This is a genomic window from Nostoc sp. LEGE 06077 (assembly GCF_015207705.1).
Taxonomy (GTDB): Bacteria; Cyanobacteriota; Cyanobacteriia; order Cyanobacteriales; family Nostocaceae; genus Nostoc_B.
This window is the reverse complement of the sequence record NZ_JADEWI010000073.1, coordinates 14,321-34,172: the sequence shown is the minus strand read 5'-3', so window position 1 is coordinate 34,172 and position 19,852 is coordinate 14,321. Positions and strand designations below refer to the sequence as shown.

Annotated in this window: 19 protein-coding genes; 11 read left to right on the top strand and 8 right to left on the bottom strand. The window is 42.4% G+C overall.

Annotation, left to right across the window (positions count from 1 at the left end; all coding sequences use genetic code 11):
- Positions 1-93: 93 nt before the first annotated feature.
- Positions 94-765, bottom strand: a complete 672-nt coding sequence (locus IQ244_RS28750) for a pentapeptide repeat-containing protein (RefSeq protein ID WP_228059213.1) — start codon at positions 763-765, stop codon at positions 94-96.
- Between the two features lie 98 nt (positions 766-863).
- Positions 864-1,298 (bottom strand): NUDIX domain-containing protein, encoded by a 435-nt coding sequence (locus IQ244_RS28745; protein ID WP_193900103.1) that lies wholly within the window; start codon positions 1,296-1,298, stop codon positions 864-866.
- 169 nt (positions 1,299-1,467) lie between these two features.
- On the opposite strand from IQ244_RS28745, the gene malQ reads away from it, so the two are divergent.
- A complete protein-coding gene (malQ, locus tag IQ244_RS28740) occupies positions 1,468-2,976 on the top strand; it encodes a 4-alpha-glucanotransferase (RefSeq protein ID WP_193900102.1) in 1,509 nt (502 codons plus the stop codon).
- Between the two features lie 96 nt (positions 2,977-3,072).
- On the opposite strand, the gene IQ244_RS28735 is transcribed toward malQ, so the two are convergent.
- A complete protein-coding gene (locus IQ244_RS28735) occupies positions 3,073-3,882 on the bottom strand; it encodes a helix-turn-helix domain-containing protein (RefSeq protein WP_193900101.1) in 810 nt (269 codons plus the stop codon).
- Complete coding sequence (locus tag IQ244_RS28730; RefSeq protein ID WP_193900100.1) at positions 3,879-4,673, bottom strand: pseudouridine synthase; 795 nt, start codon at positions 4,671-4,673, stop codon at positions 3,879-3,881. The genes IQ244_RS28735 and IQ244_RS28730 overlap by 4 nt, the downstream gene beginning before the upstream one ends.
- A gap of 140 nt (positions 4,674-4,813) precedes the next feature.
- Here IQ244_RS28730 and IQ244_RS28725 point away from each other — a divergent pair, with 140 nt between their 5' ends.
- Entirely contained in the window at positions 4,814-5,527 is a 714-nt protein-coding gene (locus tag IQ244_RS28725) for a DUF2993 domain-containing protein (protein WP_193900099.1), read from the top strand.
- Positions 5,528-5,603: 76 nt separating this feature from the next.
- Here IQ244_RS28725 and IQ244_RS28720 read toward each other — a convergent pair whose 3' ends face one another.
- Positions 5,604-6,488 carry a phosphatidate cytidylyltransferase gene (locus IQ244_RS28720; RefSeq protein ID WP_193900098.1) on the bottom strand — a complete coding sequence of 295 codons (885 nt, stop codon included), beginning with the start codon at positions 6,486-6,488 and terminating at the stop codon, positions 5,604-5,606.
- 80 nt (positions 6,489-6,568) lie between these two features.
- Positions 6,569-7,171 (bottom strand): precorrin-6Y C5,15-methyltransferase subunit CbiT, encoded by a 603-nt coding sequence (gene cbiT / locus IQ244_RS28715; RefSeq protein ID WP_193900097.1) that lies wholly within the window; start codon positions 7,169-7,171, stop codon positions 6,569-6,571.
- Positions 7,172-7,263: 92 nt separating this feature from the next.
- On the opposite strand from cbiT, the gene IQ244_RS28710 reads away from it, so the two are divergent.
- The 3 genes from IQ244_RS28710 (at position 7,264) to tatA (ending at position 9,437) form a co-directional block, all read left to right on the top strand.
- A complete protein-coding gene (locus IQ244_RS28710; protein ID WP_193900096.1) occupies positions 7,264-8,742 on the top strand; it encodes a serine/threonine protein kinase in 1,479 nt (492 codons plus the stop codon).
- A gap of 144 nt (positions 8,743-8,886) precedes the next feature.
- Positions 8,887-9,111, top strand: coding sequence for a hypothetical protein (locus tag IQ244_RS28705; RefSeq protein ID WP_193900095.1), 225 nt, complete (start codon positions 8,887-8,889; stop codon positions 9,109-9,111).
- 152 nt (positions 9,112-9,263) lie between these two features.
- A complete protein-coding gene (tatA, locus tag IQ244_RS28700; protein WP_193900094.1) occupies positions 9,264-9,437 on the top strand; it encodes a twin-arginine translocase TatA/TatE family subunit in 174 nt (57 codons plus the stop codon).
- A gap of 220 nt (positions 9,438-9,657) precedes the next feature.
- Here tatA and cphA read toward each other — a convergent pair whose 3' ends face one another.
- Positions 9,658-12,363, bottom strand: coding sequence for a cyanophycin synthetase (gene cphA / locus IQ244_RS28695; protein ID WP_193900107.1), 2,706 nt, complete (start codon positions 12,361-12,363; stop codon positions 9,658-9,660).
- A 173-nt stretch (positions 12,364-12,536) separates the two neighbouring features.
- Positions 12,537-13,400, bottom strand: a complete 864-nt coding sequence (locus IQ244_RS28690) for a cyanophycinase (RefSeq protein ID WP_193900106.1) — start codon at positions 13,398-13,400, stop codon at positions 12,537-12,539.
- Positions 13,401-14,053: 653 nt separating this feature from the next.
- Here IQ244_RS28690 and trmD point away from each other — a divergent pair.
- The 6 genes from trmD to argH all read left to right on the top strand — a co-directional run bounded on the left by trmD (position 14,054) and on the right by argH (position 19,786).
- On the top strand, positions 14,054-14,785 hold the full coding sequence (gene trmD, locus IQ244_RS28685) for a tRNA (guanosine(37)-N1)-methyltransferase TrmD (RefSeq protein ID WP_193900093.1): 732 nt from the start codon (positions 14,054-14,056) through the stop codon (positions 14,783-14,785).
- A gap of 20 nt (positions 14,786-14,805) precedes the next feature.
- Positions 14,806-15,288, top strand: a complete 483-nt coding sequence (gene ispF / locus IQ244_RS28680) for a 2-C-methyl-D-erythritol 2,4-cyclodiphosphate synthase (protein ID WP_193900092.1) — start codon at positions 14,806-14,808, stop codon at positions 15,286-15,288.
- Positions 15,289-15,369: 81 nt separating this feature from the next.
- The gene (locus tag IQ244_RS28675; protein ID WP_193900091.1) at positions 15,370-17,154 is read left to right on the top strand and encodes an ABC transporter substrate-binding protein; all 1,785 of its coding nucleotides are present in this window, start codon (positions 15,370-15,372) and stop codon (positions 17,152-17,154) included.
- A gap of 60 nt (positions 17,155-17,214) precedes the next feature.
- Positions 17,215-17,991, top strand: a complete 777-nt coding sequence (gene larB / locus IQ244_RS28670; protein WP_193900090.1) for a nickel pincer cofactor biosynthesis protein LarB — start codon at positions 17,215-17,217, stop codon at positions 17,989-17,991.
- A gap of 133 nt (positions 17,992-18,124) precedes the next feature.
- Positions 18,125-18,331 carry a hypothetical protein gene (locus IQ244_RS28665; RefSeq protein ID WP_193900089.1) on the top strand — a complete coding sequence of 69 codons (207 nt, stop codon included), beginning with the start codon at positions 18,125-18,127 and terminating at the stop codon, positions 18,329-18,331.
- A 63-nt stretch (positions 18,332-18,394) separates the two neighbouring features.
- Positions 18,395-19,786 (top strand): argininosuccinate lyase, encoded by a 1,392-nt coding sequence (gene argH, locus IQ244_RS28660; protein WP_193900088.1) that lies wholly within the window; start codon positions 18,395-18,397, stop codon positions 19,784-19,786.
- The last annotated feature ends 66 nt before the right edge of the window (positions 19,787-19,852 follow it).

The following is a 19,852-nucleotide window of genomic DNA, read 5'->3' as shown; positions in this document are numbered from 1 at the left end:
TGTTGGGTGAGCGTCTCGACGTAAATGTTTCAGGATTTGTAATTCCACATCCATTGCCCTGCTTACCTTCCAGAGTTTTTTCTTTTAATCCTTTTATTTAGAATACTCGGAAAGTGACAGAAGAGGGGTAAAGTCTATACCAGTTAAGTTCATCCCTGACAAATTCACTTTGTAGAGATTTGCTCTATGAAATTTAGTGTTTTGGAGTTTAGCATCTTCCAATATAGCTTCAGTTAAATTTGCCAAAGTGAAGTCAGATCCTATTAAATAAGCATCACCTAAATTTGCTTTGGTGAGGTTAGCTTTACTTAAATTAGCTCCAGCTAATGAAGCCACATTTAGCTCTGCACTACTAAGATTGGCTCCACTCAAATCTGCTGTATCTAGATTTGCATAAATTAATTTTGCACTACTCAGATTTATACCTGTTAGATTTGCTTGTTCTAAGTTCGCATAATTTAAATTAGCACTACTCAGATTTGACCAACTTAAGTCAGCACAATTGAGATCTGTCCAAGAAAATGTTGCTGAAGAAGCATTAACGAAGTTTAACTGTGTATTGCTGAGAGAGGCTTTAGAAAAATTTGTATTATTAAGGTCTGCCTCTGTTAAGTTTGCGCCACTTAAATTAGCACCAGTTAAATTTGTATTGTATAGGTCTATCCCAATAAGGTCTAAGCCTTGAAGATTTTCTTCACTCAGATTTACTGAATGAAATTTTCGTTCCCCTGCGGCATATCTCTCCAACAATTCCTCAGCATCCATAATGCACCATTGAATACCACTGACACAGTATAATCTCTAAGATTCTGTGTCACCAGTATTCCTTCTTCGCGCCCTTTGCGTCCTTTGCGGTTCGTTAATCAAAACCCTAACCGTGGACGTATACCATAATGCCGATAACGCCAATAATCTCGCAGAATGCGGTCATGATCAAAACATAAATTACTCGGTACAAGCCAAGACTCAAAAACACCTATACCCTTGGCATCATCGCCCGCCTTTGGCTCTCCCGTAGCCGTAGCCAAAAATACAATACTAATCGTATGCTGACGTGGGTCGCGGCTGGGGTCAGAATAAACCAAAAATTGTTCAATCAACTCCACCTGCAAACTTGTTTCTTCCTCAGCTTCCCGCTTTGCGGCTACTTCTACAGCTTCGCCATAGTCAACAAAACCACCGGGAATTGCCCAACCAAATGGAGAATTAAGCCTCTCAATTAACACTATTGGCCGATGTGGTCGGTCAACCAATTCAATGATGATATCAACCGTTGGAGCAGGATTACGGTAATTCATAGTCAAGAGTCAAAAGTCAATGGTCATTAGTCATTAGATCACTAACCAAGGACAAAAGACAAATGACTAAGAACAAAAGACCAGAGCTTCCTGTTCTGTGATAAATTCAATGCGATCGCCCAGCGTGTCCTTCAGACTTATACTTACTTATACTTGAAATTAAATAAATATGCCTTTTCCCAGATCCAGCGGCATTTTGCTGCATCCTACCTCGTTCCCCAGCCGATTTGGTATTGGTGATTTAGGCTTAGAAGCCTATAAGTTTATTGATTTTCTCAGAGAAAGCTACCAGCAATATTGGCAAGTTTTGCCTTTAGGGCCAACTGGTTATGGTAATTCTCCTTATGCGGCTTATTCTGCAATGGCGGGGAATCCCCTAATTATTAGCCCCGACAAACTGCAAGAGCAAGGTTTACTAGCTGAACAAGACTTTGCTAATCTGCCAGAATTTAACACTTCTCAGGTAGATTATGACAAGATTTTCGCAATTAAGGTTGAACTGCTCAAAAAAGCCTGCAAAAATTTTCAAGAGCAAGCAACACCCATACAACAAACTGAATTTGCCGGTTTTTGTGACAGCAAAGCTTATTGGTTAGATGATTATGCCTTGTTCATGGCGCTGAAAGATGCTCACGAAGGAACAAGCTGGCATACTTGGGAACCAGCACTAGTCAAGCGCGAACCAGAAGCAATCGCGCAAGCAAAACAGCAGTTAAACGCTGAGATTTTTTATTACAAATTCATTCAATTTGAATTTTTCCGTGAATGGTCGGAACTCAAAGCTTATGCCAATATGAGCGGTATTCAAATTATTGGCGATATTCCCATTTATGTAGCTCAAGATAGCTCTGACGTGTGGTCGCATCCCGAAATCTTTTGTCTAGATGAAGAAACCAGAGAACCGAAACTGATGGCGGGAGTTCCACCAGATTATTTTAGTGCTACTGGTCAATTATGGGGAAACCCAGTTTACAACTGGGAAGAATTGCAAAAACAGAACTTTAAGTGGTGGATAGGTCGCTTTGAAGCAATGCTGGATTATTTAGATGTAATTCGCATTGATCACTTTCGAGGATTTGAAGCTTATTGGGCTGTCCCGCAAGGAGAAGAAACAGCAATTAATGGGGAGTGGATGAAAGCGCCTGGGGAAGAATTGTTTGATGCAATTAAAGACAATCTCGGCAAACTACCTGTATTGGCTGAAGATTTGGGTGTAATTACACCAGAGGTAGAAGCACTCCGCGACAAGTATGAATTTCCAGGGATGAAGGTGTTACAGTTCGCCTTTGGTTCTGATCCCGGTAATCCATTTTTACCATTCAACTACTCGCAGAATTTTGTAGTTTATACCGGAACCCATGACAATGACACAAGCGTTGGCTGGTTTGACAAAGCCAATGATTACGAGAAACGTAACTTCCTGCTGTATTTAGGTTGTATCAGTCCTGAAGGAGTACATTGGGATATTATTCGCTTGGCTTTAAGTTCCGTTGCTAATCAAGCAATTATTCCCTTGCAGGATGTTTTAGGCTTAGGAACTGATGCGCGGATGAATTTCCCCAGTGTGGCTGAAGGTAATTGGGGGTGGCGCTATCATTCAGATGTACTTACAAGAGAAGTAAGCGATCGCTTAAAAACTTTAACTCAATTATACGGTCGCGCTCCCAAACAAAAATGAAATAACTAGGGTAGGGGGCAGGGAGCCAGGGAGATAATATTTCCCCCTTGCTCCCCGCGACTATATCTCCCCTGCCTTTTCTCGCCCGGATCTTTATTAAGATTGAGGCTTGGCCGCAGCAATCTTCACTTCTTCTGATTTTCCAGGTTCTCCCATTTGCTTGGCTTCCTCCTGATTAACGCTCATCATCACACTACCAGCATTATCAGTTTTCACTGTCAGTTGTTCTTGGGCTTTCCAAACACGATGGGTTCCCTCTGGTAGAATTCCCTCAAACTCGGTTTTGCCATCAGCTACTACACGAATCCAAGATGCTTCCTTCAAGGTGACACCAATCTGCACGGTTTGATGTTCTTGATTGTTGCTAACAGACTGAGCTTGTGTATTTTCTTGATCTTGATTAGGTGTTGGCTGTAAAACAGTCTCTGGTTGTGGCTGACTTTGCTGATTGTTATCAGCGCTAAATTCCGCATTGCTTAACACTTTCGATAAGCTGCTAACAGAGCAAATAATCACAACTATGTACAGCAGGTAAAGATGAATCGGGCGTAATAGATTCATTGACCTGTTGATTGGAACAGATGCTGCGTTAACAACTGGCATAGAAGCCACAGGAAAAGTCTTAGCAAATTCTGTGCCGTTCAAGCCTAACGCATCAGCATATTGCCGAATAAATCCTTGAATATAAATTGGTTCTGGTAAATCTTCGAGATTACCTTCTTCAATCGCCTGCAACAACCGCCGTGAAATTTTGGTAATTGCCATCATTTCTTCTAGAGACAAACTCCGTTCTTGACGAGCCGCCCAAAGTTGAGCGCCCAATTCTTTCAACTTTTCTGCTCGTAGTTGTTCTAGAGTGAGTGTTGGCTGCTGATTATTTTTTCTTTTAAACTTAAACCACTTCATGCTTTTGCTACGCTCCTTACCTCAGCTGAGTCTTTAATATTTCTGTGCTTGATGCTCTTTTGCAAAAAGCGAATTTCTTCATCTTTTAGAGAACGATACTGGCCTTCACGTAAAAAGGTTTCTTTGGGGTTTTTTAATTTAATTGAACCTATAGCAGTTCGATATAATCTAATGACTGGATGTTCTAAAATCTCAGCTACACGGCGAATTTGGCGATTTCTGCCCTCCTTTAACACTATTTCTAAACAGCTATTTTCTGCAAAACTTTCTATAAGATTTACCTGAGCAGGCAGCGTTTTTCTACCATCTAACATCACACCTTGAGACCACTTTTCTATTACTGCTTGTGAAGGATGGCCTTTGACCACGACACGATAAGTTTTAGAAATACTATGGCGTGGATGGGTGAGTCCAAATGTTAGTTCTCCGTCGTTTGTGAGAATTAATGCGCCTGTAGACTCTGCATCTAGACGACCAACAGGATGAATACCTAAACCTGCACGTAACTCTTTGGGTAGTAAATCCAAAACAGTCTTTCTGCCTTGAGGATCGGCGCAAGTCGAAACCACTCCTGGTGGTTTGTGTAGCAACAAATATATTAAAGGCGGACGCTCTGCGGCAGAAATTAACTTGCCATCAATAGCGATCGCATCTTTTTGCGGGTCAACTTTTTGACCTAAATGCGCTGATACCCCATTTACCTGCACACGCGACTGCCGAATCATCTCTTCAGCTTCTCGCCGTGAGGCAATACCTAACTGAGCTAGAACCTTTTGTAACCTTACCTCCATGTTGAAATTACTTATTCTTTATTCAACCTTTAAATAATAATAATATTTGCATTTTGTACTGAATAGCCATAAATGTTACATTTAAAGCTTGTTTCAGTTTAGTTAGTTGATGCGCTAAAACTCATCAACAAAATAGTTCCATGCCTGAAAAAAATTCCCAAGCAAAAGGTGCAAATAAAATACGAATTATCACTAATGTCCTCACAACAGCGGTCAAACTCTGGTTAAGAGCGCAAGTGAGCCATGTATCCCAGTTAGAGGTGGATATTAAAGCCAGCGATCGCCAACTTCTCTCTGGGCGTATTCCTTGGGTTTCTATTTTTGCAACCGATGCAGTCTATCAAGGCCTCCATATTACACGAATTCAACTCGTAGCGGAGAATATTCAGGTCAACATAGGCGCAGTACTGAAAGGCCAGCCATTACGACTGTTGGTAACAGTACCAGTGGTTGGCGAACTAATCGTAGACGAGAAAGATCTCAACAGTTCCGTCTCATCCGAACTATTATCGACTGCTTTAAATGAAGTACTGGTTAAACTTTTACCAGAACACTGCCTAAAACCCAAGCAAATAGCTTGGGAAAAAATTATTTTGGAGAATCATCGAATAATTCTGGGTGCTATCGTAACATGTTCCAATGAAAATACACCTCTGGAAATATCTTTAAATTTAAATTTAGTTAGTAATCATGAATTACGGTTATCACAGATTCAAGTTATAGAAAATGCTTCTCCACTGATGCTAGGTAATAATGATTACAATCTAGATTTAGGTTCCGATGCTGACATTCAAGAACTCAGTGTGATCCCCGCGCAATTAGTTTGTCGTGGCAAGATTAATGTGAACCCGTAAGAAGTATGAAGTGTGAAGTGGGAAATTCTTCATACCTCCCTCCTGCCTTCTGCCTTCTGCCCCCTACCTCCTACCTTCACTCAATCAACGGCAACAATAAAGTAACGAAATAATAGACCAATGGTGCTGTGAAAATATAACTATCGGTGCGATCTAAGATGCCACCATGACCGGGGATCAACTGTCCAGAGTCTTTCACCCCAGCATCGCGCTTGAGCATAGATTCGGTTAAATCGCCTAACAGACTAGCAATACCAATCAGTAAACCCAAAGCTGCGCCTGTAAAGAGAAATTTGGGTAACTGAAGATAATAGGTGCCGGCGATCGCTACAGCCACGCTGGCGGCTATACCAAATGCTGCACCTTCCACAGTTTTTTTCGGGCTAATGTCTGACAAGCGGGTTTTACCGAAGAATTTGCCAACAACGTAAGCGCCTATATCTGCTGCCCAAATACATAAGAACGCCAGTATTGTTAATGTGAATCCTGGTGGTAAAGCGACTAAATTTTTTTGGTCTAAAATATCAGTCCAAGAATTAGGCCAGTAACCTTTTAACGGAATATTGCTAACGGCTGCACTCCCAATGCCTCGTAATCTTACCCAGTAGCTCGACAGATAAGCTACATAAAATAACCCCATAATCGAAGCGGAAATGTCAGCAATTGTCGCCATTTTTGGCTGAAATAGCAGATAAAAACAAATGACAGTTCCACCCAGAGGTAGCACAGCGTCAGCTAAATTGCCGTCCATCGTACAGATGATCAGTAAGACTTGGCTGACAAATATGGTGGTTTTCGCAGCAGGGACAATGCCTCTAGCCTGTACTAAATTAAAATATTCCAGTTGACCCAAAAAGATGCTTACCGCAATCACAATGGTGAAATACCAGCCACCTAACAGGGTTGCCACCAAAGCAAGGGCGATCGCAATAATTCCACTAATAATTCGAGACCAAGGCATAGAAGTAAGTATGAAATGTTGAAGTATGAAGTGTGAAGGGTGAAGCGTGAATTTCATACTTCATACTTCATACTTTCGATTTAGTCTAGTTTCTCACCACTCAGGATAAAAATCGGATCAACTGCTGTAAAAGTCTGAGAAAAACCTCTGGTCTCAAGGCGATTGACAGCAGACTGAACGACTTCGATATTTACAGCTCGCAACTGGGAAAAGCTTTGAGAAATAGCATACAGACTTTCTAGATTACCAGCTGTGGCGACCACTCGCCCTGATGGTGGCAAATAATCCCACACTGCTTGCAAAATCTCCTGGATGGCGCGTCCGCCTTCAATGCAAACGCGATGAGGCACTGTCTTAATGTCATGTAAACATTCTGGGGCGCTACCTTCCAAAACTTCAACATTCTTTACCTCAAAGCGATCGCAGTTACGCTTGATCAAGTTAGCTACTTCTTCATCTCGTTCTATAGCAATAATTTTACCTTGGGGACAGAGTAAGCTAACTTCTACGGGAATAGTACCTGTTCCTGCACCAATATCCCAAAATACGGAATCAGGTTTGAGTCGGAGTTGGGAAATCAATAACAGCCGCACTTCTCGTTGGCTGAAGGGAATTCCCGGTAATTGCTCAAATAATTCGTCGGGAATACCAGGAGTAACATAAGGCCAATTTTGGGAAGGCATAGAGACACACATTTATACTAAAGATGTTGGCTTGTCTGATTAGATAAACCATAAACTATAAAAATTTTTGCGATGTAGCGTCATAAGCAATCATGATCACTGAGCAAATATTAGGCGATCGCTACGAAATTCAACAGCAGTTGGGCAAAAAGGCAGGACGACGGACGTTTGTTGCTCGTGATTTAACAACTCAAGCTTTAGTCATCATTAAGTTACTCTCTTTTAGTAGTGACTTTGAATGGGATGATCTCAAGTTATTTGAGCGTGAAGCCGAAACTTTAAAATCTTTATCACATCCTGCTATTCCTCGCTATTTAGACTATTTTGAGGTTAATTCGCCGACCATTAAAGGATTTGCTTTAGTACAAACTTATATCCCGGCCCAAACTTTAGAGCAATACTTACAATCTGGGCGGAGTTTTCCAGAAATTGAAGTTAAACAGATAGCCACGGCAGTTTTAGAAATTTTGACTTATCTACACGGTTTAAATCCACCGGTGATCCACCGTGATCTTAAGCCTAGCAATATTTTATTGGGCGATCGCTCTGGTAACAGTGTTGGTCAAGTTTATTTAGTCGATTTTGGTTCGGTGCAAACAGTCCTAGCCGCTGAAGGTGGAACACGGACGGTAGTAGGTACTTACGGTTATATGCCACCAGAACAATTTGGTGGACGTACCTTACCTGCATCTGACCTTTATAGTTTAGGTGCAACTTTAATTTATTTGGTTACAGGTACTCACCCGGCTGATTTACCCCAAAAAGATTTTCGGATGCAATTTGATACCGCAGTTAATCTCAGTTCTAGTTTGACTCAGTGGTTAAAGTGGATGACTGAACCCAGTTTAGACAGACGCTTGACTTCGGCAAATGCAGCACTAGCAGCGTTGGAACATCCAAAACTTTTACAAAAACCCCAACCAGCAGAAATTAACCTGTCAGACTGGATTAGAGGTCATTGGTATTGGGATGGAAATAATTGGGTTTCTCATCATCTCACCACAGATGTTTCTAAACCTGCTGGGAGCAAAATTCAACTCACAAAAAATTGGGATGTGCTAGAAATTAGTATTCCACCAAGTGGTTTTCATACATCTATGCTATCGACTGGTGTATTTGCGATCGCTTGGAATTCATTTATTTTATTTTGGACAATCAACGCTCTTGCTGCTCCTTTTCCCGCAAATATTCCCTTTGTTTTGTTCTCATTACCTTTTTGGAGTGCTGGCTTTGTGATGATCTGGGGCTTAATATTTGGTTTATTTGGCAGACTGCGATTATGGATAGATCATCAGCAAGTTAGCTTCAACCGTGATTTGTTTGGCTTCACATTTCATCGATCTCCACCATTACCCAGACAAGATATCAGCAAGTTACTTTATATCCCTCAGCATTTTATTAAAGATGGAGAAGGTAATCGTACTAAAGTTCCAGCACAATTAGAACTGTGGGTGGGAGTAAAAAAATATCTGCTTGGTGGTCACACAGGTATAGTCTTAGCAGAAGTAGAACTGGCATGGTTAGCCCATGAATTAAGCGATTGGTTAGGTATACCAATTCAACACGAATAAACAAACTATAGGAATCATATTTGATTTGAAGAAAAAAACTCAGTATACCTCTGTTACTTCTTGTCCTGTTCCCTATTTCCTACCTATACAAGTAATTTCAACAATCAAGTCGGATTCTTATAGATAATATTTAGAGAGTTAAAAATGGAAAATATCACCAAAAGACAATCTTTACTTGAACTAATTCAATCACATTTAAATGCTGCTCCTGAAAGCACTCTCGAAAAAGTTTTAGAACTGCTAGAGGATGAAGAAGAGATGAGATATGCTTATGCTGAAATTGCCGACTCAAAAATTAACGGTACTATATCTTGGGATGAATATAAGAAGGAAAGAGCAAAAAGCGAAGATCCCCAACTTCTTCGATAAATGCTAGATCTTTGTATTCAAGAATGATTTAATAATGTTGTATATTTAGTGGTAATTTTGATTAAAATGCCATATCCTACAGCAGCTGATCGAGATGAGTCTTAATCCAAAATATTTAATTAAAAAATCACAATAGAATAGAGGATCTATATATGTTTGGACTTGGATGGCCAGAAGTGGGTGTAATTGCCATAGTCGCGCTGCTAATTTTTGGGCCTAAAAAAATTCCTGAATTGGGAAATGCCCTAGGTAAAACTCTCCGGGGTTTTAAGGAAGAATTGAATACTTCTAATGATGAAACTAGTTCGGAAAAAGAACATGAATAAGTAGGCTTTGCCCACCTTCTAGATATTTAAGTTTTTTCAGTTATCAAACTAATATAGCTGTAGCCAAGATAGTTAGGACATCGATAAGCGATAAAACTTAGACAATAAAAGACTTTTAACTCTGTCCTCTTTAACCTGTAACCTGCTATAAATTCAGTCAAAATATAAAGGCGCGAAATTTTCGCGCCTTTATTGAAGAAAAATGAATATTGTCTTTTGGTTACAATAGCGTGTTGATAACAGAGGAAGGTGACACCCCATTTTGGTTTTCTGTGGTGGTTGTAGGAGAGTTTTGTAGAGGTACTTCCTCCTTAACTAGACCACGTAATCTGATCAACTTAATGGCGCGGCTAACGCTCTCTGGCAAAATTACTACTAGGCCGTTTTCTGGAGCCATATCCAAACCTTTGTTAATTGCTTGGGTTTCGTCCATTATGACCTCGCAGCGTGCATCGGGTTTAACTTGAGTAATCCCCTTCATAATCAATTGAGATGCCGATCCCCGTGGTCTACCGCGAGTGTCATCATCTTCTTTGACGATAATGTAGTCAAAAATATCTGCGGCTAGTTTACCTAAAGTCACAAAGTCTTCGTCTCGGCGATCGCCAGGGCCGCCAACTACACCAATCCGTTGTCCGGTGTTCCAGTTACGGACAAAGGCTCCTACTGCTTCATAACTAGCAGGGTTGTGGGCGTAGTCTACTAAAGCATGGAAGGTGCCTAAGTTAAAGAGATTCATCCTTCCCGGTGTTTGACTCACAGAAGCGCGAAATGTCCTTAACCCAGCGCGAATTTGTTCAATGGTGACATTCTGCACAAAAGCAGCCAAGCTCGCTGCTAAGGCGTTGGCAATCATAAACGGCGCACGTCCGCCCATTGTCAATGGTATTTGTTCGGCTCTTTCGATGCGGTGTGTCCAGTCGCCCTTGACAATTGACAGATAACCGTTTTCGTAAACTGCGGCTACTCCTCCCTGTTGGATATGCTTGCGGACTAATTCTGAGTCCGGGTTCATGGTGAAGTAGGCAATGTTCGCCTTGGTTTTTTCTGCCATTGCGGCAACGCGGCGATCGTCTGCATTGAGTACAGCATAGCCATCAGGATATATGGCTTCGGCAACTACACTCTTGAGGTTGGCTAATTGATCGATGGTATCAATATCACCTATACCTAAATGATCAGCAGCCACATTCAGCACAATACCGACATTTGCCGCTTCAAACCCTAAGCCAGAACGTAATATGCCACCACGGGCGCTTTCTAATACAGCTACTTCTACAGTTGGGTCTTGTAGAATCAGGTGGGCGCTTTGCGGGCCTGTGTTGTCTCCCGCTTCTACCAAGTAATCACCTATATAAGTTCCATCTGTAGTTGTATAACCAACTACCTTGCCTGTTTGTTTATAAATATGTGCCAGCAGTCGGGTAGTGGTAGTTTTACCATTTGTACCGGTGATGCTGAGGAGGGGAATGCGGCTCGACTGTTCGTTGGGGAACAGCATATCCATCACTGCGCCAGCAACATTGCGGGGAATCCCCGAACTGGGGGCGACGTGCATCCGAAAACCAGGCGCAGCGTTGACTTCCACAATTACCCCATCGACTTCGCGCAAGGGGCGGCTAATATCTGTGGTGACGACATCTAAGCCAGCAATATCCAAACCGATAATCTTGACTACCCTTTGAGCCAGCCAAAGGGTTTCCGGGTGGATTTCATCAGTCCGGTCTACGGCAATGCCACCTGTACTGAGGTTTGCGGTAGCTCGTAGGTAACAAATTGTACCTTTTTGTAGCACACTGTTGAGGGTATGACCTTGCCTTTCTAGTAGTTGGTAACTAGTGCGGTCTAGTTCAATTTTTGTGAGAACTTTATCGTGTCCGTCACCACGATTTGGGTCTTTGTTGGTTTCTTCAATTAATTCGGCGATTGTAGATCTACCATCACCAACCACATGAGCAGGTACACGTTCGGCTACGGCCACTACTTTGCCATCTACCACGAGTACTCGATGATCGCGCCCAACATAATACCGCTCAACAATTATTGACCGGGAAACTTGTCTGGCGGCTTCATAAGCTGCTTCGGCTTCTTCCCAGTTTCTAATATCAATGGTGATGCCACGTCCATGATTACCGTCTAGTGGCTTAATCACAATGGGATAGCCACCAACGTATTCAATCGCTTCTTCCAAATCATCCAAAAAGTTAATTACAGTACCTCTAGGTACTGGAACGCCAGATGCTGCGAGGATGCGTTTTGTCGCTTCTTTATCACAAGCTAGTTCCACGCCGAGAATGCCAGTTCTATCGGTCATGGTGGCTTGCATCCGCTTTTGGTTCACGCCGTAGCCCAGCTGAATCAAAAAGCGTGCGCTTAGTTGCATCCAAGGAATGCCTTTTTTTTCGGCTTCTTTGATAATTGCTTCTGTGGAGGGGCCTAAAGAAGCATCACGCCAAAAGTCTTTCAGGTCTTGGATATCTTGTTCTAGTTCGGCTTTGGGATAGCGGCCACGATCAACAATGCTTTGGCATAGCCTGACTGCTGCTCTGCCAGCATAGCGTCCCGCTTCCTCGTTCAGGTATTCTAAGACGACCTGATAAACGCCGGGGGTGGAAGTTTCACGGGTGCGACCGAAGCCTACGTGCATTCCAGCTAGTTCCTGGAGTTCTAAGGCTACGTGTTCCACAATATGGCCCATCATGGTACCTTCTCGTACCCGCATTAGAAAACCACCATGACAGCCAGGCGAACAATAATGACCCTCCAGACTTGGTAGCGCCTCAACTAATCCTTCATAAAACCCAGGGATTTCATTTGAGGGCGTCTCGGCAAGGTTCTCTAAATCGAGGCGCATGACGATCAGTTTGTGGCGTCGAATGCTCCAGTAGTTTGGGCCGCGTAAGGTCTGGATCTTGAGGATTCTCATGGGAATAGGTAGATGGAGATTCGGAACCAAAATTCTAGTTTCTTACTGGATTTGATCGCTAAACTGTTCATGGTAAACAGTTTTTTCTGTTTACATGTTATTCTTTTGGTTTTTTCTACTGCCAGCAAATAAACATGTGATCAACTCAGTGTAACCTCGGATACTCTATCCCGTCAGCTGGAGATCCGGTGTACAGCAGGCAATACAGTCCGCTGGTACAGGTGGAAGCGATCGCCATAGCTGAGGATATGCAGACGTAAGTTATGTAATGTCAATGGTTCATTAGCACCAACATGGGGTTCATTGGTGTGGGTCAGTTCAGTGGGGTCGACAATGGTGACACTGCCTTTGCCCATCACTTGTAGCCAACCATCGCGTTCAAATACAGCACAGGTATCTTCATCGATCCCGATTCCCAGTCGATCTGGATGAGCGGCGATCGCACTCAGTAGACGACCTATACGATTACGGTTGTGGAAGTGTTGATCGACAATTACTTCAGGAATAAATCCTAAACCTGTTGCCATATCGACTAAAGAGCGATTTGGTGTTTCGCCACTACCGCCACCAGCAATCATGTGATGCCCCATTACTGCCGCACCGGCGCTAGTGCCTGCTAATGTTAACTGTCCTCCTCTCACCCGCTGACGGATAATTTCCATCGCTGGTGTGTCTGCCAATACGCCACAAAGGCGCAGTTGGTCTCCTCCTGTCAGAAATACCCCGCTACACGCCTCTAGAGATGCCTTGATCTGGGAGGATTCGCATTGTTCCCGCTCACGAATATCTAAAATCTCAACTTTTTCAGCACCCATCTCCTCAAAAATGCGAATATACCGACCACCAATAATAGCGGGTTCGCGGGAGGCTGATGGAACAATTGTAATATAAGCCTTACTAGCACCAGCACGGCCAAAGAAAGTTCTTAGGATTTCGCGCCCATGAACTTTATCTTCAGCGCCTCCGATGACCATAACAGCGGTTTTAGTTGCTTGGGGTGTCCTCATTTCCAGCGATTTAGCTTGTAATTGCTGCATTTTGTCTCTCCTGTCAACAACTTCAGGAGCCATTGCATTGGACGGGTTCCCCGGCTTATAGCAAATGGCGTGAGCCATTGCGTTGGACGGGTTTCCCGGCTTGTAGCGAATGGCGTGTGAATTTAACAAGGTTTCAGTATCCTAATGCTTTGGGCATTTTGCTTGTTTGAGAGGACACTTTTTGGAAGTTGCCAGGGCAATTTCTGCCAACTTGGCTTCTCGCTTGAGGCACATGAAGTTTAATTTTTCATGTGTCTATTGCCTTTCCTCAAAGCCAGCGCCTTGTTGTTCACCTGTCCACGGTTCCAGACTGGCAGAATATTGTTTGGTAGCTAGGGTTCCTGGGAAAATTTGGGAACTAAGTTTCCTTTCTGAGATTGGGTGTGAGCAGGTCTTAACACGCTGTTTCTGGGTCTGGCTCGATGCATCCTGGAAGTTGTTAACTTTGGTCAGATTATTAATTTAAATGTAGTTGTCACAATATTTAAACATAAATTAAGTAATTAGAAAAACTTTGGTTGCCACTAAAAATCAATAGTTCTAGTACTTTTAGATACTATTGATTAAGCTTATCTGTAGTTGTACCCTACATTTGCTTCTTGTGTTTACTAGACATTCAATTTTAAGATTAGTGTTCTCGAATACGAATTACTGTGCGCTTTGATATAGTTACGCTTTTTCCTGATTGTTTTACCTCAGTTCTCAGTTCTGGGCTGTTGGGTAAAGCTTTAGCCAAACAAATTGCCCAAGTGAATTTAGTAAATCCCAGAGACTTTACCAATGACAAACACCGAAAAGTAGATGATGAACCCTACGGGGGCGGGGTAGGGATGCTGATGAAGCCAGAACCTATATTTGGCGCTGTGGAGTCACTACCCTGTTTACCTCGCAGAGAGATAATTTTGATGAGTCCTCAAGGTCAAACAATTAACCAACCTCTGTTGCGGGAGTTGGCAACTAATTATGACCAACTAGTAGTCATCTGTGGACATTATGAAGGGGTAGATGAGCGAGTGCAACATTTAGTGACGCGGGAAGTCTCTCTAGGAGATTTTATTCTTACAGGTGGCGAAATTCCGGCAATGGCTTTAATTAATGGCGTGGTACGCCTCTTACCGGGAACTGTGGGTAAGGTAGAGTCTTTAAAGTCTGAAAGTTTTGAAGAGGGTTTACTTGATTATCCTCAGTATACTCGTCCTGCCAATTTCCGTGGCTGGAAAGTGCCGGATGTCTTACTCTCTGGAAATCACGCCGCGATCGCACGTTGGCGTTATGAACAACAAATTAAACGCACTGGCAATCGCCGCCCTGATTTATTGGAAAAATGGCAAGAGGAGAAGGAGCAGGGGAGTGGGGGAGCAGGGGAGCAGGGGAGCAAAGGATAATAACTTATTGATGATTAACTATGAACATCAGAATTGGTAACGGCTACGACATTCACAGATTAGTGAGCGATCGCGCTTTAATTTTAGGTGGAATTCAAATTCCCCACGAATTGGGGTTATTGGGACATAGTGACGCTGATGTATTAACCCATGCCATTATGGATGCCATGCTCGGAGCTTTATCTTTGGGCGATATTGGCCATTACTTTCCCCCTAGTGATCCCCAATGGGCAGGTGCAGATAGTTTAATACTTTTAACTCAAGTACATAAGCTAATTCAGGAACAAGGTTGGCAGATAGGGAATATTGACTCAGTAGTAGTTGCCGAACGCCCAAAGTTAAAACCGCATATCGAGAAAATGCGTAGTAAGCTGGCCACAGTTTTAGAATTACAACCCAATCAAATTGGGATCAAAGCTACCACCAATGAAAAGCTCGGCCCAGTAGGCAGAGAAGAAGGCATTTGTGCTTATGCTGTAGTCTTACTCGTAACTGCTGATTAATTTAGCATTTGAATATGGCGACTATAGAAGTACACCAGATATTATTCAGTGCAACAGTAAATCTTCTTGCATTTCAAAACTATGCAACTTTTTAAATATAACTTGCCTAAGATTAACCATTCTTGGATACTCATAATTTTATCGGCATTTACAGCAATGACTATTGCTGCTTGTAACCCTAGTAATTTTAAGAGTTCGGCGGCACAAATACCTCAAGTAGTAAGCAGTATTCTGAGTGATCCCAAAACATTTAATTATCCGCTGAGTCAAGAATCACCAAATATTTTTGGGTTGACTTACGAAGGCTTAGTTGACCAAAATCCTATCACTGGAAAAGTTGAGCCAAAATTAGCAGAGTCTTGGCAAATTTCTGAAGATAAATTGAAGTTTACTTTTACTCTAAGTGATGGGTTGAAATGGTCTGATGGTCAGCCACTTACAGCCGATGATGTTGTATTTACTTACAATGATGTTTATTTCAATGAAGCCATTCCGACAGATGTCAGAGATGCTTTCAGAATTGGCACTAGTCGGAAACTACCTAGTATCCGTAAAATAGATGAACGTCGTATAGAATTTACTTTACCAGAACCCTTTAGACCTTTTCTGTTGAACACAGGTACTCCTATACTACCTGCCCATGCTTTGCAAAAATATGTACAACAGAAAGATAGTGAAGGAAAGCCGATATTTTTATCCAAATGGGGTGTCGATACTTCTCCTGAAGAAATTATTGTCAATGGCCCTTACAAACTTGAGCGTTATGACACTAGCCAGCGTGTTGTATTCCGACGTAACCCCTATTATTGGCGTAAAGATGCTCAAGGAAACTCCCAGCCTTATATTGAACGTTTAGTTTGGCAAATTGTCGAAAATACTGATACGGCTTTGCTGCAATTTCGGTCAGGTGGCTTAGATACTATTGGTATTTCACCTGATTACTTTTCTTTGCTAAAGGTGCAAGAAAAACAGGGAAACTTCAAAATTTATGGGAATGAACCTTCAACTGGTACTAGCTTTATTCTGTTTAATTTAAATAAGGGTAAAAGGAACGGCAAAGCACTGGTAGACCCAATAAAATCACGGTGGTTTAATACAGTAGAATTTCGTCAGGCTGTTGCTTATGCTATTGACCGCCAAACAATGATTAATAATACTTTTCGCGGTTTGGGTAAGCCTCAAAACTCACCAGTTACAGTGCAGAGTCCCTATTATCTTTCACCAGAAGAAGGGCTAAAAACCTACAATTACAATCTCGAAAAATCTAAAGAACTTTTAATCAAGGCTGGCTTTAAATACAATCAACAAGGTCAGTTATTAGATGCGGAAGGGAACCGTGTTCGCTTCACATTGTTAACTAATTCTGGTAATAAAATCAGGGAAGCAATGGGGGCGCAGATTAAACAAGACTTGGCGAAAATTGGGATGCAGGTTGATTTCACTCCCATTGCCTGGAATACTTATACAGATAAGCTCTCTAATACTTTAGATTGGGAAGCTTCTTTACTCGGTTTGACAGGTGGTTTAGAACCAAATGATGGGGCAAATGTCTGGTCTCCTGATGGTGGATTGCATATGTTTAATCAAAAACCCCAACCAGGACAAAAACCGATTGAAGGTTGGGAAGTGTCTCCTTGGGAAGCAGAAATTGCGAAACTTTATATCCAAGCTACTCAAGAATTTGATGAGGCCAAAGTTAAACAACTTTATGGCAAAACTCAACAAATTACCCAAGAAAATTTGCCTTTTATTTATTTGGTGAATCCCTTAGCCATGACAGCAGTACGTAATCGCTTTGAAGGCATTAATTATTCTGCTTTGAGTGGTGCATTCTGGAATATTTACGAAATAAAAATCACAAAATAATTAAGAGTCAATGGTCAAAATTACATTAACCATTGACTCTTGACAAATGAAAAATAACAAATGACAAATGACAAAACTTTGCGATCGCTCCTAGAAGCCGTTGCTAATGGTAAAGTTACCCCAGATCTGGCCTTAAACTCCCTCAAAAACTTAGCCTATGAACCTGTCGGTGAGTTTGCCAAAATCGACAACCATCGCGCCCTTAGAACTGGGTTCCCCGAAGTAATTTGGGGGCCAGGGAAAACTCCTGATCAAATTGTCCAGATTATTGAGGTGATGCGTCAACGCAACCCAGTAGTCATGGCGACGCGCATTGAACCATCTGTTTATGCGGTACTGCAATCAAAAGTGCGCGGTTTGCACTACTACGAGTTAGCAAGAATTTGCGCCATTACACCCGAAACTATCGAACCTCAGTTTCCCGGAGAAATTGGGATTCTCTCGGCTGGTACGGCTGACTTACCTGTGGCGGAAGAAGCTGCAATTACAGCCGAACTTTCTGGGTTTCGCGTTCAGCGTCTTTGGGATGTGGGGGTGGCTGGTATTCACCGCTTGCTGAGTAACCGTCACTTGATTGAATCAGCATCAGTATTAATTGTTGTTGCAGGGATGGAAGGCGCTTTACCCAGTGTGGTTGCAGGTTTAGCAAATTGTCCTGTAATTGCTGTGCCTACTAGTATTGGCTATGGTGCCAGTTTTGGCGGTTTAGCACCTCTATTGACAATGCTTAACTCTTGTGCTGCTGGTGTTGGAGTAGTGAATATTGATAACGGTTTTGGTGCAGCTGTTTTGGCGGGGCAAATTTTGCGGACAGCTACGAAATTGAGTCAGGAGTAGAGGTTAGAGTATTGAGAATGGGACAAAATCTCAGGTAGAGCGATCGCTTATCTCCCTCGGCTCAAATTAAGCAAATACTGGACATCCTCTACATATAGAGGTTATGACATAGAGGACTTTACAAGAACTCGGTATGCACTACCTCAACGATTTAACTTTTCAGCTATTTTGGCATTTGCCAATGAATGCTATGGTACTGGCACAACAAGTTAGTGACCCAAATCTGATTGGTCAGGTACAGAAAGCTTGGAATCATTTTGTCCAAACAGGTCAAATTTGGGCTTTGCTAGTTGGTTTGGTGATTGGTTGGCTGTTTCGTAACCTTACCAGCTACGGTTGACACTGATAGGGGGTTGGTAGTACGGATTAGAGTATTTGCCTACTTCCCATTCCCCTTTGTTTTATGACGCAACCACAAACTTGGAGCCAGCGATTTGAATCAGCGCTTCATCCGGCGATCGCTCTGTTTAATGCCAGCATTAATTTTGATATTGAATTAATTGAATATGACCTGACTGGTTCCCAAGCTCATGCCAAAATGTTGGCGCATACGGGGATAATTTCTGCTGAAGAAGGCGAACAACTCGTTTCAGGTTTAGAACAAATTCGCCAAGAATATCGCCAAGGACAATTTCAGCCGGGAGTTGATGCTGAAGATGTCCATTTTGCTGTGGAACGGCGACTGACAGAAATTGTTGGTGATGTCGGTAAAAAATTACATACGGCGCGATCGCGCAACGACCAAGTTGGTACAGATACTCGGCTTTATCTCCGCGACCAAATTCAGCAAATTCGTAATTACTTGCGGGAATTTCAACGAATTTTGCTCGATATAGCTGAACAGAACGTGGAAACCCTGATTCCTGGTTACACCCATTTACAACGCGCTCAACCTTTGAGTTTAGCCCATCATCTATTGGCTTACTTTGAAATGGCACAGCGTGATTGGGAACGTTTGGGAGATGTTTCCCGCCGCGTGAATATTTCACCTTTGGGTTGCGGTGCTTTGGCGGGAACGACTTTCCCCATTGACCGCCACTATACAGCCCAGTTGCTAAATTTTGATAGTGTTTATGCTAACAGCTTGGATGGAGTGAGCGATCGCGATTTTGCCATTGAATTTTTGTGTGCTGCTAGTTTGATTATGGTTCACCTCAGCCGTCTTTCGGAAGAAATTATTCTCTGGGCTTCGGAAGAATTTCGCTTTATCACCCTTAAAGATAGCTGTGCAACTGGTTCTAGCATTATGCCCCAAAAGAAAAACCCCGATGTACCAGAATTAGTGCGCGGCAAAACTGGGCGGGTTTTTGGTCATCTTCAAGCAATGCTAGTGATTATGAAAGGTTTGCCTTTGGCATATAACAAAGATTTACAAGAAGACAAAGAAGGTTTATTTGATAGCGTTAACACAGTCAAAGCTTGTTTAGAAGCAATGACAATTTTGCTGCGGGAAGGCTTAGAATTTCGCAGTCAGCGTTTAGGTGAAGCAGTTGCAGAAGATTTTTCTAACGCTACCGATGTGGCAGATTATTTAGCTGCCAGGGGTGTTCCCTTCCGCGAAGCTTATAATCTTGTGGGCAAGGTGGTAAAAACTAGCATTGCGACGGGCAAACTTTTGAAAGACTTAACCCTAGACGAATGGCAACAAATACATCCTGCATTCGCCGCAGATATTTATGAGGCGATCGCACCGCGTACAGTCGTATCTGCGCGTAATAGTTATGGTGGTACAGGTTTTGCCCAAGTTAACAAGGCATTAGTTACTGCACGCAATCAAATAAAATCTGAAGTGTGAAGTCTGAAAGTGTTTTCAATCTGTAAGTCCTAATACGGCAAAAAAATTAAGGGCGTACAAATATAC

Coding starts and splice junctions, on each gene's coding strand:
- IQ244_RS28750 (WP_228059213.1), bottom strand. CDS start 765: ATGGATGCTGAGGAATTGTTGGAGAGATATGCCGCAGGGGAACGAAAA.
- IQ244_RS28745 (WP_193900103.1), bottom strand. CDS start 1,298: ATGAATTACCGTAATCCTGCTCCAACGGTTGATATCATCATTGAATTG.
- malQ (WP_193900102.1), top strand. CDS start 1,468: ATGCCTTTTCCCAGATCCAGCGGCATTTTGCTGCATCCTACCTCGTTC.
- IQ244_RS28735 (WP_193900101.1), bottom strand. CDS start 3,882: ATGAAGTGGTTTAAGTTTAAAAGAAAAAATAATCAGCAGCCAACACTC.
- IQ244_RS28730 (WP_193900100.1), bottom strand. CDS start 4,673: ATGGAGGTAAGGTTACAAAAGGTTCTAGCTCAGTTAGGTATTGCCTCA.
- IQ244_RS28725 (WP_193900099.1), top strand. CDS start 4,814: ATGCCTGAAAAAAATTCCCAAGCAAAAGGTGCAAATAAAATACGAATT.
- IQ244_RS28720 (WP_193900098.1), bottom strand. CDS start 6,488: ATGCCTTGGTCTCGAATTATTAGTGGAATTATTGCGATCGCCCTTGCT.
- cbiT (WP_193900097.1), bottom strand. CDS start 7,171: ATGCCTTCCCAAAATTGGCCTTATGTTACTCCTGGTATTCCCGACGAA.
- IQ244_RS28710 (WP_193900096.1), top strand. CDS start 7,264: ATGATCACTGAGCAAATATTAGGCGATCGCTACGAAATTCAACAGCAG.
- IQ244_RS28705 (WP_193900095.1), top strand. CDS start 8,887: ATGGAAAATATCACCAAAAGACAATCTTTACTTGAACTAATTCAATCA.
- tatA (WP_193900094.1), top strand. CDS start 9,264: ATGTTTGGACTTGGATGGCCAGAAGTGGGTGTAATTGCCATAGTCGCG.
- cphA (WP_193900107.1), bottom strand. CDS start 12,363: ATGAGAATCCTCAAGATCCAGACCTTACGCGGCCCAAACTACTGGAGC.
- IQ244_RS28690 (WP_193900106.1), bottom strand. CDS start 13,400: ATGCAGCAATTACAAGCTAAATCGCTGGAAATGAGGACACCCCAAGCA.
- ispF (WP_193900092.1), top strand. CDS start 14,806: ATGAACATCAGAATTGGTAACGGCTACGACATTCACAGATTAGTGAGC.
- IQ244_RS28675 (WP_193900091.1), top strand. CDS start 15,370: ATGCAACTTTTTAAATATAACTTGCCTAAGATTAACCATTCTTGGATA.
- larB (WP_193900090.1), top strand. CDS start 17,215: ATGACAAATGACAAAACTTTGCGATCGCTCCTAGAAGCCGTTGCTAAT.
- IQ244_RS28665 (WP_193900089.1), top strand. CDS start 18,125: ATGCACTACCTCAACGATTTAACTTTTCAGCTATTTTGGCATTTGCCA.
- argH (WP_193900088.1), top strand. CDS start 18,395: ATGACGCAACCACAAACTTGGAGCCAGCGATTTGAATCAGCGCTTCAT.